9 protein-coding genes and 3 pseudogenes are annotated in these 16,148 nt (G+C 49.2%); 7 read left to right on the top strand and 5 right to left on the bottom strand.

The features are described from left to right. Positions 1–3: 3 nt before the first annotated feature. Complete coding sequence (locus ATN88_RS23485) at positions 4–1,599, top strand: diguanylate cyclase (RefSeq protein WP_067419920.1); 1,596 nt, start codon at positions 4–6, stop codon at positions 1,597–1,599. On the opposite strand, the pseudogene ATN88_RS23480 reads toward ATN88_RS23485, so the two are convergent. The 3 pseudogenes from ATN88_RS23480 to ATN88_RS23470 form a co-directional block, all read right to left on the bottom strand. Further along, positions 1,581–3,513: pseudogene (locus tag ATN88_RS23480) on the bottom strand (DNA topoisomerase III). The gene ATN88_RS23485 and the pseudogene ATN88_RS23480 overlap by 19 nt on opposite strands. 114 nt (positions 3,514–3,627) lie before the next feature. Continuing rightward, positions 3,628–4,175 (bottom strand): annotated as a pseudogene (locus ATN88_RS23475) (NAD(P)H nitroreductase). 106 nt (positions 4,176–4,281) lie between these two features. Then, a pseudogene (locus tag ATN88_RS23470) lies at positions 4,282–6,290 on the bottom strand (oxidoreductase). A 161-nt stretch (positions 6,291–6,451) separates the two neighbouring features. Here ATN88_RS23470 and sppA point away from each other — a divergent pair. Then, positions 6,452–8,308 carry a signal peptide peptidase SppA gene (gene sppA / locus ATN88_RS23465; protein WP_067419952.1) on the top strand — a complete coding sequence of 619 codons (1,857 nt, stop codon included), beginning with the start codon at positions 6,452–6,454 and terminating at the stop codon, positions 8,306–8,308. Between the two features lie 86 nt (positions 8,309–8,394). Further along, a complete protein-coding gene (ansA, locus tag ATN88_RS23460; RefSeq protein ID WP_067419919.1) occupies positions 8,395–9,405 on the top strand; it encodes an asparaginase in 1,011 nt (336 codons plus the stop codon). 63 nt (positions 9,406–9,468) lie between these two features. On the opposite strand, the gene ATN88_RS23455 is transcribed toward ansA, so the two are convergent. Continuing rightward, a complete protein-coding gene (locus ATN88_RS23455; protein WP_067419918.1) occupies positions 9,469–9,753 on the bottom strand; it encodes a YeaC family protein in 285 nt (94 codons plus the stop codon). Between the two features lie 376 nt (positions 9,754–10,129). Between ATN88_RS23455 and ATN88_RS23450 the strand changes: the two genes are divergently transcribed. Beyond that, positions 10,130–11,899: a calcium-binding protein gene (locus ATN88_RS23450; RefSeq protein WP_067419917.1), complete on the top strand. Its 1,770-nt coding sequence runs from the start codon at positions 10,130–10,132 to the stop codon at positions 11,897–11,899. A gap of 218 nt (positions 11,900–12,117) precedes the next feature. Further along, entirely contained in the window at positions 12,118–12,984 is an 867-nt protein-coding gene (locus ATN88_RS23445) for a DUF2989 domain-containing protein (RefSeq protein ID WP_067419916.1), read from the top strand. Positions 12,985–13,028: 44 nt separating this feature from the next. Here ATN88_RS23445 and msrB read toward each other — a convergent pair whose 3' ends face one another. Then, a complete protein-coding gene (gene msrB, locus ATN88_RS23440; protein ID WP_067419915.1) occupies positions 13,029–13,415 on the bottom strand; it encodes a peptide-methionine (R)-S-oxide reductase MsrB in 387 nt (128 codons plus the stop codon). A gap of 509 nt (positions 13,416–13,924) precedes the next feature. On the opposite strand from msrB, the gene gap reads away from it, so the two are divergent. Both gap and ATN88_RS23425 read left to right on the top strand, forming a co-directional pair. Beyond that, a complete protein-coding gene (gene gap / locus ATN88_RS23430) occupies positions 13,925–14,920 on the top strand; it encodes a type I glyceraldehyde-3-phosphate dehydrogenase (protein ID WP_067419913.1) in 996 nt (331 codons plus the stop codon). Positions 14,921–15,040: 120 nt separating this feature from the next. Next, positions 15,041–15,904, top strand: a complete 864-nt coding sequence (locus ATN88_RS23425) for a D-hexose-6-phosphate mutarotase (protein ID WP_067419912.1) — start codon at positions 15,041–15,043, stop codon at positions 15,902–15,904. Positions 15,905–16,148: the final 244 nt, after the last annotated feature.

The raw sequence follows: 16,148 nt of genomic DNA, 5'->3' as shown, positions 1-16,148 counted from the left end.
AGCATGAATGCTCTTGATTATTCATTCTGTTTGAAAGTCGGAGAGGCAATTTGCCCTCAAGAAGACATCGAGTCGTTTTGCATGGCTCTGGGTCAGGTTTTTACTGACACGTTTCCCGACGCGCATTGCCAATTGTTGATTGCGGGTGAAGGTGATACTCAGTGGCAACTGCTCGCTGAAATGTCGGTAGAAAGTGCCAATGTCTACACCCCTGCGACCTCCACAGATATTCAGTTCAACGCGCTATTGAATCGACTTCTCCTATCTAGTGAATTGCGCATCCAGTCAGACCGCTTCCATCAGCTGGTCCGTTTAACCGTGCGTGGCAAAAACTATGGCTATTTCGTGCTGTCTTTGGCAGAAACCATCAATATTGATGGTCACTCGCTGGATATGCTCTCTCTGCTGATCTCAGGTGCGCTCGATAGTCATTTGCAGCACGAAGCCTGTATTGAAGAACAAGAAGCGCATAAACAAACCGAACAAAAACGTGTTCAGGAAGTGTGTTCTCAAAAGGGACTGCTTGAGCAACTCCATATTCTTCATAAAATTTCTCTGCGTCTATGGCACACGCACTCTCTCGATAACATGCTGCATACCGCGGTTTACGAGTGCATCCATGCCCTAGACCTCGATCGCATGGCGATCTTCCTTCTCAACACCCGCACAGGCTTGATGAGAGGAACCTACGGCACAGACATCGATGGGTCTGTGACCAACGAACAGTGGTATTGCACCGCCATACACGAGCATTTTCATGCTAAGAGCACGCTTGACCGCAGAAAGCACATCACCATCAACGACAATGCGCCGCTGTACCATGACAGCAAAGAGATTGGGATTGGCTGGAATGCGACGATTTCGCTTTGGGATGGCGACGATCCCATCGGTTGGATTGCGTGTGACAACCTGATCACCGGGACGCCGCTAAAAAGCTACCACGGCGAATTGTTGAAGCTATTGGGTGTGACCATGTCACAGCATCTCATCCAACGCCGCGCGCAAGACGAGCTCAAAGCCCTAAACTTATCGTTGGAGCATCGCGTTACAGAGCGCACCGCCCAGCTTGAAGAAGCCAACAAAAGGCTGAACCGTATCTCTCGCGAAGACAGCCTGACCATGGTACCAAACCGTCGGATGCTCGATGAGAAAATTGAAGAAGAATGGCGCCGTGCGTTACGACATCAAACGCCAGTGAGCATTCTGATTGTCGATATCGACCATTTCAAACAATACAACGACGAATACGGCCATTCATTGGGCGACAAGTGTCTGTTTGAAGTCGCACAAGCGCTGAGTGAAGTCGATCGCCGTGCAGGTACTGTGCTTGCGCGCTTTGGCGGTGAAGAGTTTGTTTACTTACTGCCGCATTGCGACCAAGAAGGTGCGTTGGCAGTCGCCGATAGGGCATTGGCGGCTATTCGCGCGCTCAAGATCGAGCACAAAGGGTCACCAGTCTCTCCGTATGTCACCGTCAGCATTGGTGGCAAATCGGTCATTCCCGAAAAAGTGAATGGCCAACAGCAATTGTTTACCGATGCGGATGTCGCGCTCTATGAAGCGAAGAGCAAAGGGAAAGATCAGGCTTTCGTTTTATAGCGTTTCTTACGAAAGCCACTTTTACCTTTTTTCTTTGCAAATCTTGAGGGCTGTGCCGGAAGCGAACGCAAACTCTCTGGCAATGGCCCGTTTCTGACTTCTTCCATCAAGCTTTTAAGTTCGGATTCCAACGCGCCCATAAATGGCTGATAAGCAGACTTTTTCTCTGCCATATCGTGTAGCTGTCTTTCCCATTGTGCCGTCATGTCGGGATACGAGGCTTTTGCTGGCAAAGCATCAATCAAACCAAAGCCGGACGGCGTGGCGCGAATTTGTTTCCCTTCTCGCGCTAACAAGCCACGTTTGAACAGCAAGTCCATAATCCCCGCGCGCGTGCTTCTGTACCCAGCCCATCGGTATCACGCAGAATTTTTTTCAACGAGTTGTCTTGAACAAACCGCGCAATCCCTGTCATGGCCTGCAAGAGCGTTGCTTCAGTAAAGTAGCGTGGCGGCTCTGTCATACAGTCTTTGATATCGCCACGCAGACAAGTTAACACTGTGCCCTTGTCTAACGGTGGCACTAGGCTCTCTAAATCTTCTTTTTGACTGGCAGAATCTCTCGCAATCAGTGCTCGCCACCCTTCCAGCATTAGCTTTTTGCCTTTAGCGATAAACACGCCGCCTGCAATATCAAAGGTCAATTTCGCTTCTGCATATTCGGCAGAAGGATAGAACTGCATCAAGTATTGACGGGCAATGAGCTCGTAAACACTCAGCTCTCTACCACTAAGCGATACCGTGCTTTTCCCCGTGGGAATAATGGCATGGTGCGCTTCAACCTTACTGTCATTCCATGCTTTGGATTTCAGTGACGTGTTAGCCCCATCGACCGCACTCGCCAACGAAGAAGCCGTCTTCTTCACAGCCTGAACAACTGAAGATGCCTCTTTGAAATGATCTTTAGGTAAGTAACGACAATCCGAGCGCGGATAGGTGATGACCTTGTGCTTTTCATATAAAGCCTGACAACACGCCAGCACGTCTGCCGCGCTCATGTTAAAGCTTTTTGCTGCGTCGATTTGCAGTGCTGACAAGCTGTAAGGTAATGGCGGAGCCTGCTTGGTACTTTTACGCTCAGCATCAGTGACATGCGCAGGTTGTCCTTCAATACGCTTAGCGACATTTTCAACGAGCTTTCGTGACAGCATACGCCCGTCTTCATCCTGCCAAGCTGGCATGATTCACTTGGCTGCCAACGCGCGAGAATGTCGCTGCCATTACAAGGTATGACCGCATCTAACTGGTAAAACGGCTTAGGAATAAAGTTTGCAATTTCCCTGTCTCGCCTTACGACCAACCCCAAGACTGGCGTCTGTACTCGGCCAACAGAAAGTACGCCTTGATACCCAGCTTGCTTGCCAAGCAAGGTGTAAGCACGAGACATATTCATACCGTAAAGCCAATCTGCACGAGAGCGTGCCAGTGCAGACACCGACAGTGGCACAAAATCCAGGTTACTTTTGAGTGCTGACAGGGCTTTTTTCACGGCCGAGGTGTTGAGATCGTTGATCAACAAACGCTGAATACGCTGCTTTTTGGCTGCGGGTAACTTGGCAAAGCTAAGCACCTCATCCACCAGCAATTGCCCTTCCCTATCAGGGTCACCCGCGTGCACGATATCATCGAATTGCTTAAGCAGTTTCTTAACCACAGAAAGCTGTTTTGCTGCCGATTTACGCGGTTTGAGGATCCACTGCTCAGGCAAGATAGGAAGATGTTCAAGCCGCCAGACCTTATATTTCTCATCGTAAGCATCTGGCTCAGCCTGCTCTAGCAAATGGCCGATACACCAAGTCACCGTGTCACCGTTTCCGGCAACCACGTAACCTTCGTTATTTTTGTGGGGTTTTGGCAATGCAGCGACGATTGCGCGGCCGAGGCTCGGTTTTTCGGCGATAAACAGGCGTGCCATAAGAACTCTGACAGAAAAGTAATGGCATTAAATCTAACGAAAAAGGGCAAGTCACACAAGATTTAACTGGATATACATCCAGTTAAATCTCAAGATCAGGTTTTCAGCGGAAAATCAGAGGTATTTTACGTACTTGTCAGTGTCACGCTTCGGCGCGTTTGCTGGCGTGCAATCTGGTGTTCCGACATACAAGAAGCCGACAATCTCATCGTTGCCTGACACGCCAAACGCTTCACGAACACTTGCGTGGTACGCCCACTTACCCGTGCGCCAAAAGCCTTGAAAACCCTGCGCGACCGCAGCCATCTGCATAGCTTGTGCTGCACAGCCTGCAGAGATATGTTGTTCGATAACTGGCACTTTATCGTGTTGTTTCGTACGGGCAATCACAGTGATAACCATAGGCGCGCGGTAAGGTGCATTGGTGGCCTTTTCTACCACAGCAGCATCTTCATTATCCGCTTCAGCCGCCGCTTTCAAAATCCCAGAAAGCTTATCTAGCCTTCGCCAGTCGCAATCACAAATTCCCATGGCGTTAATGCACCATGGTCTGGAGCACGAAGACCCGCTGCGAGCATATTCTGCAAAGCTTCCCCTTCAGGCGCAGGCGCAAGAAGACGTGGAATGGAACGGCGTTGCGTAAGAAGACTGAGAGCGTCCATAAAAATCCCGAGATAGAAAAAACAATTGAACTCACAAACAAAAATACCACAAAACTGAAGGGGTAACTCCCTTCAGATTTTGTGGTAATCGCACAGTGGAAAACGATTAAAGTGAAATAGCGAGTTTGACCCCTTGGCGAATCGCGCGTTTCGCATCGAGTTCGCCAGCCTTCTCCGCACCACCGATAATGTGAACGGTTTGGCCTTTATCTTTGAGCTCATTGGCAAGGTCATTAACCGACTCCTGTCCAGCGCAAAGAATAATATGGTCTGCGGGCAATATATGCGGCTGGCCTTCGAGCGAAATGTGCAGGCCTTCGTCATCAATTTTTTCGTAGCTGACACCGCCCATCAATTCAACGCCACGTTTCTCCAACGTTTTTCTGTGTATCCAGCCAGTTGTTTTACCGGGGCCTTTCCCCACTCGTCCTGGACGGCGTTGGAGCAACCACACCTGACGCTGAGATATGTAATGCGCTTGAGGTAACAAACCACCTTCGTGACCCAAAGATTTATCGATACCCCAATCTTGCAACCACTCATCCAGCGTTTGGTTTTCAGGCTCAGTGATCATGGTGCGACATCAATCCCGATACCGCCAGCACCAATAACAGCAACACGGTTTCCAAGCTTGGGCTGTTCACGAATCAAGGTTTGATAATCAATCACTTTTTCATGTTCCACCCCCGGAATACCCGGCATGCGCGGCTTCACTCCCGTCGCGACAACCACTTCGTCGAAACCTTCAAGATCTTGTGCAGTAGCCTTTGTGTTCAAGCGCACATCAATGCCCCAGTCGGCCACTTTCTTGGTGAAATAACGGATAGATTCTTTGAATTCCTCTTTACCTGGAATTTGCATCGCGAGGTTAAACTGGCCACCCAAGGTTTCTCTGGCCTCGAAGATCACGACATCAAAGCCTCGCTCTGCAGCCGTAACGGCGAAAGACATCCCCGCCATGCCACCGCCCACCACAGCGACGCGGCGTTTTTGCGCAGCGGGTGTCACTGTCAATTCGGTTTCATAACAGGCTTGTGGGTTCACCAGACAGCTCGCCCGCTTACCTTTAAAGACATGGTCCAAACACGCCTGATTACAGGCAATACAGGTGTTGATGTCATCAGATTGATTCGCTTCTGCCTTAGCCACAAAGTTGGCATCAGCCAGAAACGGACGCGCCATCGAGACCATATCTGCCTGTCCTTTTTCCAGAATCGACTCCGCGACTTCTGGCGTGTTGATACGGTTACAGGTCACCAAGGGAATCGACACTTCACCTTTGAGCTTCTCCGTTACCCAGCTAAATGCAGCGCGCGGCACTTGCGTTGCAATGGTAGGAATACGCGCTTCATGCCAGCCAATACCGGTATTGAGAATGGTGACACCGGCTTGCTCCAACGCTTTCGCCAGTTGCACCACTTCTTCTTTGGTGCTGCCTTGCTCAACCAGATCCAGCATAGAGAGACGAAATACGATGATGAAATCTCGGCCAACGCGCTCGCGCACCGCTTTTACGATTTCGATGGGGAAACGAATACGGTTCTCATAGCTTCCGCCCCAGTCATCGTAGCGGGTGTTGGCGCGAACACAGATAAACTGATTGATGAGATACCCTTCAGACCCCATGATTTCCACGCCGTCGTAGCCGGCTTCACGCGCCAGCTCTGCGCTTTTGGCAAAATCATTGATGGTGTTTCGGATCTGACGCTCGCTCATGGCGGATGGCGCAAACTTGGAGATAGGTGACCGAGTATCCGATGCACTCACCGCAAAAGGGTGCATCGCATAGCGCCCGGCATGCAGCAATTGAAGGGCAATTTTCCCGCCATGCTCGTGTACAGCGTCGGTGATGGTGCGATGAGCTCTGGCCGCTCTTCCACTGCTAAATTGTGCACTGAGTGGGTGCAAACGCCCTCGGAAATTTGGAGAGAAGCCTCCCGTGACGATAAGGCCAACGCCACCTTTGGCGCGCTCTGCGTAAAACGCGGCGAGTTTTTGGAATCCATCGTTGGATTCTTCAAGGCCTGTGTGCATCGATCCCATCAACACACGATTTTTCAACGTAGTAAAACCAAGATCCAGTGGAGCAAGTAAATGTGGGTACGGCGAGCTCATAAAATGCATCCATGATAATTATTAGTTCTGGTCTGACCAACATAACCCCACTTAAGCAAAAATTCAAACAACTGTTTACATTTTCACAACACAAATCAAAGCTAGGTAAACTAAACAGGATTCGTTACGATTACAGTCAGGACAAGAAGCTGGATAACCAAATGAAAACGCTTTTTAAATTTATCGGTAATGTGCTGAAGTGGATCTGGAAGACCATCACTTTCGCACGCCAATTGCTGCTAAATCTGATTTTTATCGGGATATTGGTGGCGATTTACTTTGCCTTCACTGCCGAACACACACCGGCTCCAAAGCCACAAGAACAACCAGCCCGTGCGCTGTTGGTTGACTTGTCTGGCCCCATTGTTGAAAAACAACGTCGCCTAGACCCTTACGATTACGCCACGCGCAACCTCTTCGGCCAACAGATTCAATTTGAAAATGTCCTTTATGACGTGGTCGACCAAATCCGAGCGGCAGCCAAAGACGACAAGATCAACGGGATGGTGCTGAGCCTTGCCGATATGCAGGAAACCAGCCTGACCAAGCTTCGTTACATCGCTAAAGCCATCAATGAGTTCAAAGCAACTGGCAAGCATGTGGTGGCAATCGGTGGTCACTATAGTCAAAGCCAATACTACTTAGCGAGCTACGCTGACGAAGTGCTTATGGCTCCAGACGGTGCGGTATTATTGCGTGGCTATGGGACGTACAACCTGTACTTCAAAGATCTTTTGAAGAAGCTGGATATCACGACCCATGTTTTCCGCGTTGGTACCTACAAGTCTTTCGTCGAGCCGTATACGCGCACCGACATGTCAAACGAAGCGAAAGAGTCAAATGCTGTCTGGCTAAACCAGCTTTGGGGAGCTTATGTTGATGACGTTGCGGCGAACCGTGGCATCACACCAGAGTCTCTGTCGCCAGACACAGATACCTTGCTTCGCAACCTCGAAGCGGTCGATGGTGATTTCGCCATGCTAACCCAACAAATGGGCTTGGTAGATGAACTGCTGACTCGCCAACAAATTCGCGCAAAACTGGCTGAAGTGTTTGGCAGCAATGGCAAAGACAGCTTTAACTACGTCAGCATTTACGACTATGCGCCGCTGAACTTCACCTTACCGAATGCCAATCAAATTGCCGTTATCGTGGCAAGCGGTGCCATTGTTGATGGCTTTGAAACCGAAGGGACTGTTGGTGGTGACACCACGGCGGCCCTGCTTCGTGATGCACGATTAAACGATGCAATCAAAGCCGTTGTGCTGCGTGTCGACAGTGCAGGTGGCAGTGCCTTTGCGTCTGAAGTTATTCGTAACGAAGTGGAAGCATTGAAAGAAGCGGGCAAACCCGTTGTTGTTTCAATGTCATCCGTGGCCGCATCTGGTGGTTACTGGATTTCAACCAGTGCTAACAAGATCATTGCTCAGCCAACCACGATTACTGGCTCTATCGGTATTTTCGGCATCCTCACCACATTTGAAGATGCACTGGCGAAATACGGTGTATACAGCGACGGAATTGGTACCACACCTTTTGCTGGCGTTGGCGTAACACGCGCGCTGCCAGAAGAAATCGGTGAGATGATGCAACTGGGTATCGAAAACGGTTACCAACGCTTTATCAGCCTTGTCGCAAACCAACGTAACTTGTCACTCGAAGACGTGGATTTGGTGGCGCAGGGTCGCGTTTGGACCGGTTACGATGCCATGAAGCGCGGCTTAGTTGACCAGCTTGGTGATTTTGATGATGCCATCAACACCGCAGCAGAGCTTGCGAACATCGACAGTTACTCACTGAATTGGATGGAAGAGCCGCTGTCTCCTGCGCAGCAATTTATCGTGGAGTTAATGAACCAAGCTTCAGTCGCTTTGGACCTCAACACCCATTTAAAACTGCCTTCCGTGGTACAAGATTTCGCCGAAGTTGCCACCAGCGAAATGAATAACTTAAGCAACTTTAATGACCCGAATGGCCGCTACGCCATGTGTCCAAATTGCAGTTATTTTGAAAACTGAGAGAACCCCGGCGCATGCCGGGGTTTTTTTCGCGGTTGTGGTACGTATAATGCGCCCACACCCACGAACAGATTGATGTTGTGAAGATGGAAAGAAAACATATTTATATCGCCTATACAGGCGGCACGATTGGCATGTTGAAGTCAGAGCAGGGTTATATTCCTGTGTCCGGTTTTATGCAGCAACAGCTTCAACAGATGCCGGAATTCCATCGTCCAGAGATGCCAGAATTCACCATCCATGAATACAGTCCGCTTATCGACTCTGCCGATATGACACCTGCGGAGTGGCAACGTATCGCGGATGACATCCGTGACAACTACGACAAGTACGACGGCTTTGTGATCCTTCATGGTACTGACACCATGGCGTACACGGCTTCTGCCCTGTCTTTCATGCTGGAAAATCTCGACAAGCCAGTCATCATCACGGGCTCTCAAATTCCCTTGGCCGAGCTTCGCTCAGACGGTCAGGCAAACTTGCTGAACGCGCTGCATATTGCTGCAAATTACCCGATCAACGAAGTGACACTGTTCTTTAATAACCAATTGCTTCGCGGTAACCGCAGCACCAAGTCACATGCAGATGGCTTCAATGCATTCACGTCGCCAAACCTGCCACCACTTTTGGAAGCAGGTATCAACATCCAGCTGCTGGGCGGTGAAATTGACAAGAAACCAGAAGGTGCTTTCAAGGTTCACACCATCACTGAGCAGCCTGTCGCCATCATCATGATGTACCCAGGCATCTCACCAGAAGTGATCCGCAATGCTCTTAAACAACCGGTTAATGCGATGATTTTGCTGACCTTTGGTGTCGGCAATGCGCCTCAGAACAAAGAGCTGCTGGGTCTTCTTCGAGAAGCGACTGACCGAGGTGTGGTTGTGTTAAACCTCACGCAATGTCTGGCGGGTAAAGTGAATATGGGCGGTTATGCGACGGGCTGTGCGCTTGCAGATGCTGGCGTGTTGAGCGGCTACGACATGACGCCAGAATCGGCGTTGGCGAAACTGCACTTCTTGCTCAGTCAAGATTTGCCGATGACGGAAATTCGCACCCAATTGCAGGCAAACCTGCGTGGTGAGCTCACCCACTAAGCGAATCCGTTACTGCTAACGCACCGATATAAAAAACGGCCATCAGGCCGTTTTTTTGTTTTCTTAAGCATCATCCAGCTTTGTCTGGACAATCGTATCCTGCCCCGCCGCAAACTCTCGCTTCAGCTCAGCTTTCGATTTGAGTTTGATATCTCCGCCCGCGGCCACACTCATGTGCTGTGGGTCAGTGTTGTGGCGAGATTGGTACAACATGACAAGTTGCATCGCATTGTCACGCTGCTCTGGCGTTAACGGTGTGCCTTCAGGCCATTTCCCTGTTTCCACGGCATAACTCAAACGCTCAAACACTTCTGGGGTCACGTTGGATAACAGCTGTTCAATATCCATAGTTTCTTATAATCCTTTACTTTCAATACGCGCGTTTTAGTGAGTACGCTGACTTAACAACTGTACGTTCAAAAAATTTTCACTGTCAGTCGTTCATCATACTCAGAACCATTCTTTCTACGTGCTTTAGTGCAACATCCGGCATGAATGTAAACACAATATTACTGATTTTAATATGAATACGCACCTACCACCTTGAGTACTGTGCGGCAATTTGCCACCTTTGTCAGCATCTGGCAGGTGACAGAAACCAGTTTCACTAAAACATGTTTTCCCGCAATCAGCTGTTTTCTGTGCGGCTCTTTCCTATTTGTGTTTGCCAATCGGCCTGGCTTAACACTGTCACCCCAGCCTCCAGAATACAGGGTACTCAAGCATGGCCACAATCACTGGTAGCAGCTCGCAGGACGATCTCGCGGGCACCTCAGACAACGACACACTTTATGGTCTCGGTGACAACGATATCTTACGCGGTTACGGCGGCGACGACCGAGCCTATGGTGACTCTTCCGCGGATGACATCACCTCGCTCACGGCAAACACTGACGGAAGCTACGATATCACTGAAAATACCTTCCTGACTGTCACATTGTCACAATTCGACTTCGATGTAACCGAAGAACAAAGTCTCGGTTATGCCATTTTAGATAGCAGCGGCAACGTAGTTAGCCGCGAAATCGTTGTGGATGCAGTAACGACTGCCGAGCGCGGCTCTGCCATCGACATAAATGTGCCTGACGGTGCCAAGCTGGTTTTCTTCACCATTCCGGCCACTGACCTACCCTCGTTTGAATGGACCCCGTTCAACCTTGCTGACGTAAACACTGACATTTCGTCTGACGATGTGGCAATCAACGTTGAAGAAATTGCATCAGGCGACACCTCCACCCACGGCAATGACTCTTTGTTTGGCTATGACGGCGATGATTATCTCATCGGAGAAGGCGGTGACGATGCACTTACTGGCGGAAACGGCAATGACGTTATCTCCGGCGGCGATGGTAACGACCGTGCGTGGGGTGGCAACGACAATGACCACCTTCATGGTGGAGACGGTGACGACAAGCTCTACGGCCAGAATGGCGACGACAAACTTGAAGGCGGTGACGGAGACGACGAGCTTTGGGGCGGCTTTGATAACGACGAGCTTCATGGCGGTGCTGGTGACGATCTACTGGAAGGTCAACAAGGCGATGATGAACTGCGCGGCGGTGCCGGTAACGATGACATCTTCGGAGAGGAAGGTGTAGACAAAATCTATGGCGACGGCGGCAATGATTACATCGAAGCCGGTGATGGCAATGACCTTGTCTTCGGCGGCACAGGCGATGATGAAATCTACGGCGATGATGGTGATGATGATCTTCGCGGCAATGCGGGTGACGACGAGATTTACGGTGGCGAAGGCGACGACAAGCTGTACGGCAAGCAAGGTAACGACACGCTTTATGGTGGCGTCGGCAACGATGAGCTTTACGGCAACGTTGGCAGCAATCAACTCTATGGCGGAGACGGCGATGATTTACTCGTCGCAGGCTGGTTCAGTGCAGACAATATTCTGGATGGACAAGGCGGCGTCGATAGCCTGACGGGGAGCATCAACTCTGACACCCTCATCTTCGATGCCAACGATTTTCAGGGGCAAACCAAAACGCTGCCCGGTGGAACACAAATCAATGAACACCGTTATGATGCCTCATCAGGCTTCGACACCATGAAAATTGTGGGTGAGCAGCACGCAGATTTTACGGGTGCAACCTATCAGTCTGATCCGAGTATCACTGGCAATGTGATCGCGGGTGTAGAAGCGGTAATTGGCGACAGCAGTGCCCAAACCGTTACCATCAACCTTCATGAGATTGATGAACAATCTGACGATACCAACAATGCAGATTGGCAAGGTTTTGTTGCTTGGCTAGGAGATGGCGACGATACGCTTAACTTCACGGGCATCAACTGGGAATACAATGCCTCCGCCACACCAGCAGCCACCATCACCCCTGACATGATTGCGAAAATGGGGCTCACCGCTGGTCAGGTCAGCGATCTACAAGCCTATGTGTTCGATGACATGTACAGTGATGCGCAAATCACCATTTGGACGGATGCGGATAACATCGACTACCTCGGCACCACGATTTTATAGAAACTACCTCACAGCAACCTGAAGGATACCCCTTCAGGTTGTCCTACCCCAGCCAACATCTTCTTCCTGCGCGATGATGCACTAATCGCGATAATTTCTTTCGGGTATGTGGTATCACGCAAAACTCGGCAATCAGACATAAACTCTCTATGAGTGTTTATGTTATAAGTCATGCGTATCCTTATTTGGAAAACCTAGAATTGACGAGCCCGCTATACATGACAACAGGAAGAATTCCCGTTTCGTTAAAACTTGCCTCTATTGCCTTCGGCTCTTTGTTGCTGACAGGCTGCTTTGAGAGCAACCGAAGCACCGCACAGCTTTGTGAAAACTACCCACAGATCTGTGACAAGCTGAACGTGCGCGATGGACAGTGCCGCCACGAACGAACGGATCTCATATGGATGAGATATGAAGTTGAGAAAAAGCCGTCGGATCTGAACAAATTCGATGAACTGCTTTTGACGAAAAAATATGCCAAATGCATGGAGTTGTCAGCGCAGATCGAAACCACCACGCTAAAAGAAAGAAAAACCAAACGTACGGAAGCGGTTTTTCACGCCTACGATTCTATCGAGCGCATTGAGCAAGAGTTGCAAACCTCGTATCAGCCAGCGATTATTTATTACCGCTGGACACAGGGCGACAATGAAGCACTGGATCAATTCCTACGCCTAGAAGAAACCGAATATCTCGACACGCCTGAACTGCAACTGGGTTTGGCGACCTACTACGTGGACAAAGACAAAGAACACACCATAAATATCCTTTTGAAATCGTTGTCTTTTTATGACGGAAGAGCAGGTAATACTCGCGACAAAACCGTGCCCGAAGCCATTAAATCGCTGGCCACCACTAACCACTCTCTGGGCTTTTTGGATGAAGCCTACATGTGGGCAATGGTCGGTGGAGAGTTAGGCCTGCCTATCGCGAAAGAGCCTCAACTCAAGTTGCTGTATCCAATGACTGACGGCAGACGCGCGACCTTGTTAGATATTGCAGAAGACATCGCTTCCGCCATTGAAGATGGGGACTTTGACCGAGACTTGCTGGAGCCGGTTCGCAACCTTCCTGACCCCACGTAATTGAGAAAACAAAACGAAAAATCGCGCCCTTTGGCGCGATTTTTTTATTGGGTTTCTTTGAACAACAGGGAAACCGAATTCACACAGTAGCGTTGCCCGCTTTCCGTGGGACCATCATCAAACACATGGCCCAAGTGGCTGTCACAATTTGCACAGCGAATTTCCGTTCTCACCATCCCGTGGCTATGGTCTACGAGGTATTTCACAGCCTCTTTTTCTGACGCATCAAAGCTTGGCCAACCACACCCCGAATCGAACTTCGCACCCGATTGGAACAACAGTGCATTGCAGCACACGCAATGATAAGAACCGGCCTCATGGTTATACAACAGCGCACCAGAAAATGGGGCTTCGGTTTCTCCTAACCGACACACTCTGTACTCGATATCAGAGAGTGATTCCTTCCACTTTTCGTTTGCATTCGTTGTCATTTCTCTCCCCATAGACGCGTGATAGTCGACAGCTAATGATTCCACGTTATCACACGGAATTCGCCCGTTGCATACCCATGGTGTGAACTGGATGAGGCTTTGACGATATATTGCGCATTTTAACCGCAACAGATTGTTTTAATTATGGAGAAAAATTACAAGAATCTAATTTATTCACCAGATGCAATTCACTTTATCTATTCACGTTCACTATGTCGCCGCGATTCTCATTATTCGCACGCGACATTCGGGCATTGATCGTCATACTATCCAAAGAATGAAAGGCCCCGCCGACGTATCGTTCAAAAATCAACCTAACCCTAACATCTACAAGGAAATTCAACTTTTCCTACAACACCCCAAAAAGATGTTTAGGTATTGTAAATTTAATCCGTAGTATTTTTGACTTTAAGCAATTTAGATGGGTTTTTTACTTGCATGGGTGGTACCGATTCTGTAATTTTACTACCAATTTCCTTTCACTAGATATTAAGTTGTGGAGCAACATAATGACTATCAAAGTAGGTATTAACGGTTTTGGCCGTATCGGCCGTTTCGTTTTCCGTGCATCTGTTGAGCGTAACGACATCGAAGTTGTAGCAATCAACGACCTGATCGACGTTGACTACATGGCGTACATGCTGAAGTACGACTCAACTCACGGCCGTTTCAACGGTACTGTTGAAGTTGAAGGTGGTAACCTGATCGTTAACGGTAAAACTGTTCGCGTAACTGCTGAGCGTAACCCTACTGACCTGAAGTGGGACGAAGTTGGCGTTGACGTAGTTGCAGAAGCAACTGGTATCTTCCTGACTGACGAAACTGCTCGCCAGCACATCACTGCAGGTGCGAAGAAAGTTGTTCTGACTGGTCCTTCTAAAGATGCGACTCCAATGTTCGTAATGGGTGTTAACCACAACTCTTACGAAGGTCAAGACATCGTTTCTAACGCTTCTTGTACTACTAACTGTCTGGCGCCAATCGCTAAAGTACTGAACGACAAGTGGGGCATCGAATCTGGTCTGATGACTACTGTTCACGCTACTACTGCAACTCAGAAAACTGTTGACGGTCCTTCTGCGAAAGACTGGCGTGGTGGTCGTGGTGCTTCTCAGAACATCATCCCATCTTCAACTGGTGCTGCTAAAGCTGTTGGCGTAGTTCTTCCAGAACTGAACGGCAAACTGACTGGTATGGCATTCCGCGTTCCAACTGCAAACGTTTCTGTAGTTGACCTGACTGTTAACCTGAAAGAAGCTGCTACTTACGCAGAAATCTGTGCGGCAATGAAAGCTGCTTCAGAAGGCGAGATGGCTGGCGTTCTGGGTTACACTGAAGACGAAGTTGTTTCTCAAGATTTCATCGGCGAAACTCAAACTTCTGTATTCGACGCGAAAGCAGGTGTTGCTCTGACTGACAAATTCGTTAAAGTTGTATCTTGGTACGACAACGAAATCGGTTACTCAAACAAAGTTCTGGATCTGATTGCTCACATCTCTAAGTAATCAATCCGGATTCCGTTAAGGCATGAGTGACGAAAAGGCGGCTTATTGGCCGCCTTTTTTGTATCTGAATTTCCTGTGCGATGCCCCATCGCATTCGTTTTGATAGTAAAAGGCATATTCATGGACGTTAAACAGCTTCCTACTACTGCTGTTCTTTCTGATTTTGTCACCGTCTGCGAACTGGACGGTTTAAAAGTCGTGCGTGTTATCCACCCAAAGGCAACTGCAGCGATTTCTCTGTTCGGTGCGCATGTACTGAGTTTCCAACCTGCTGGTAAAAAAGACCTTATCTGGATGAGTGAGAAAGCTGATTTCTCTGGCACGAAAGCGATTCGTGGCGGCATTCCAGTTTGCTGGCCTTGGTTTGGTAAAGCGGCTGAGCCGTCACACGGCTTTGCACGCAACAGCATTTGGACACTGAACGAGCACCGTGAGAATGAAGAGGGTGTCATCATCAGCCTGACGCTGGAAGACAGTGCTGAAACACGTGCTATCTGGCCACACGCATTCCATGCGGAGCTCTTGATTGAAGTGACTGACACTTTGAAGGTAAGCCTGGTATCAACCAACACAGGTGAATCAGACATAGTTATTGGCGGCGCGCTGCATACCTACCTGAATATTGGGGATGTTACCGAGACCATCGTTTCCGAACTGGGCAACGAATTCATCGAAGCGGGTGAGCGTAAACCAAGCACTGGCAACACAGGTTTTGATCAAGAAGTGGATCGTATCTACCCACACGCAGCAGAAACCGTTGTTATTGAAGACCCTGCGTATCAACGTCGCATGACAGTGACCAACTCAGGTAACAACGCCGTTGTGGTTTGGAATCCTTGGGAAGCCCTATCAATCAGCATGGGCGACATGGCCGATGACAGCTACAAAACCATGGTGTGCGTAGAGTCAACCGTGTATGACCGAAGCGTGACACTTGCTGCTGGCGAAAAGCACACGCTGACAACCCTGATTGCGTGCCAATAATCTAACCGCATCACAATCAAAACCGACGCCATTCTCTTGCGTCGGTTTTTTATTTCTGCCCTCTCCTTTGCTCTCTCATTCACGCCTTATTCCACAGCAAATTCAGTTGCCTCTGTGAAATTTGCCAGAGAAATCCGCTTCGTTCTTGCGACACAGCAGCGACAACTGCATCAATTGAAAGTTACATCTTGAATGCAAAGCGCTATCACAAAAGGGAAAAATATTTAAAAAACAAGTAATTCAA

This window comes from Enterovibrio coralii, assembly GCF_001559595.1.
GTDB lineage: Bacteria > Pseudomonadota > Gammaproteobacteria > Enterobacterales > Vibrionaceae > Enterovibrio > Enterovibrio coralii.
This window is presented reverse-complemented; position numbering and strand designations above follow the sequence as displayed.

Coding starts and splice junctions, on each gene's coding strand:
- ATN88_RS23445 (WP_067419916.1), top strand. CDS start 12,118: ATGACAACAGGAAGAATTCCCGTTTCGTTAAAACTTGCCTCTATTGCC.
- ATN88_RS23425 (WP_067419912.1), top strand. CDS start 15,041: ATGGACGTTAAACAGCTTCCTACTACTGCTGTTCTTTCTGATTTTGTC.
- sppA (WP_067419952.1), top strand. CDS start 6,452: ATGAAAACGCTTTTTAAATTTATCGGTAATGTGCTGAAGTGGATCTGG.
- gap (WP_067419913.1), top strand. CDS start 13,925: ATGACTATCAAAGTAGGTATTAACGGTTTTGGCCGTATCGGCCGTTTC.
- msrB (WP_067419915.1), bottom strand. CDS start 13,415: ATGACAACGAATGCAAACGAAAAGTGGAAGGAATCACTCTCTGATATC.
- ATN88_RS23485 (WP_067419920.1), top strand. CDS start 4: ATGAATGCTCTTGATTATTCATTCTGTTTGAAAGTCGGAGAGGCAATT.
- ATN88_RS23455 (WP_067419918.1), bottom strand. CDS start 9,753: ATGGATATTGAACAGCTGTTATCCAACGTGACCCCAGAAGTGTTTGAG.
- ansA (WP_067419919.1), top strand. CDS start 8,395: ATGGAAAGAAAACATATTTATATCGCCTATACAGGCGGCACGATTGGC.
- ATN88_RS23450 (WP_067419917.1), top strand. CDS start 10,130: ATGGCCACAATCACTGGTAGCAGCTCGCAGGACGATCTCGCGGGCACC.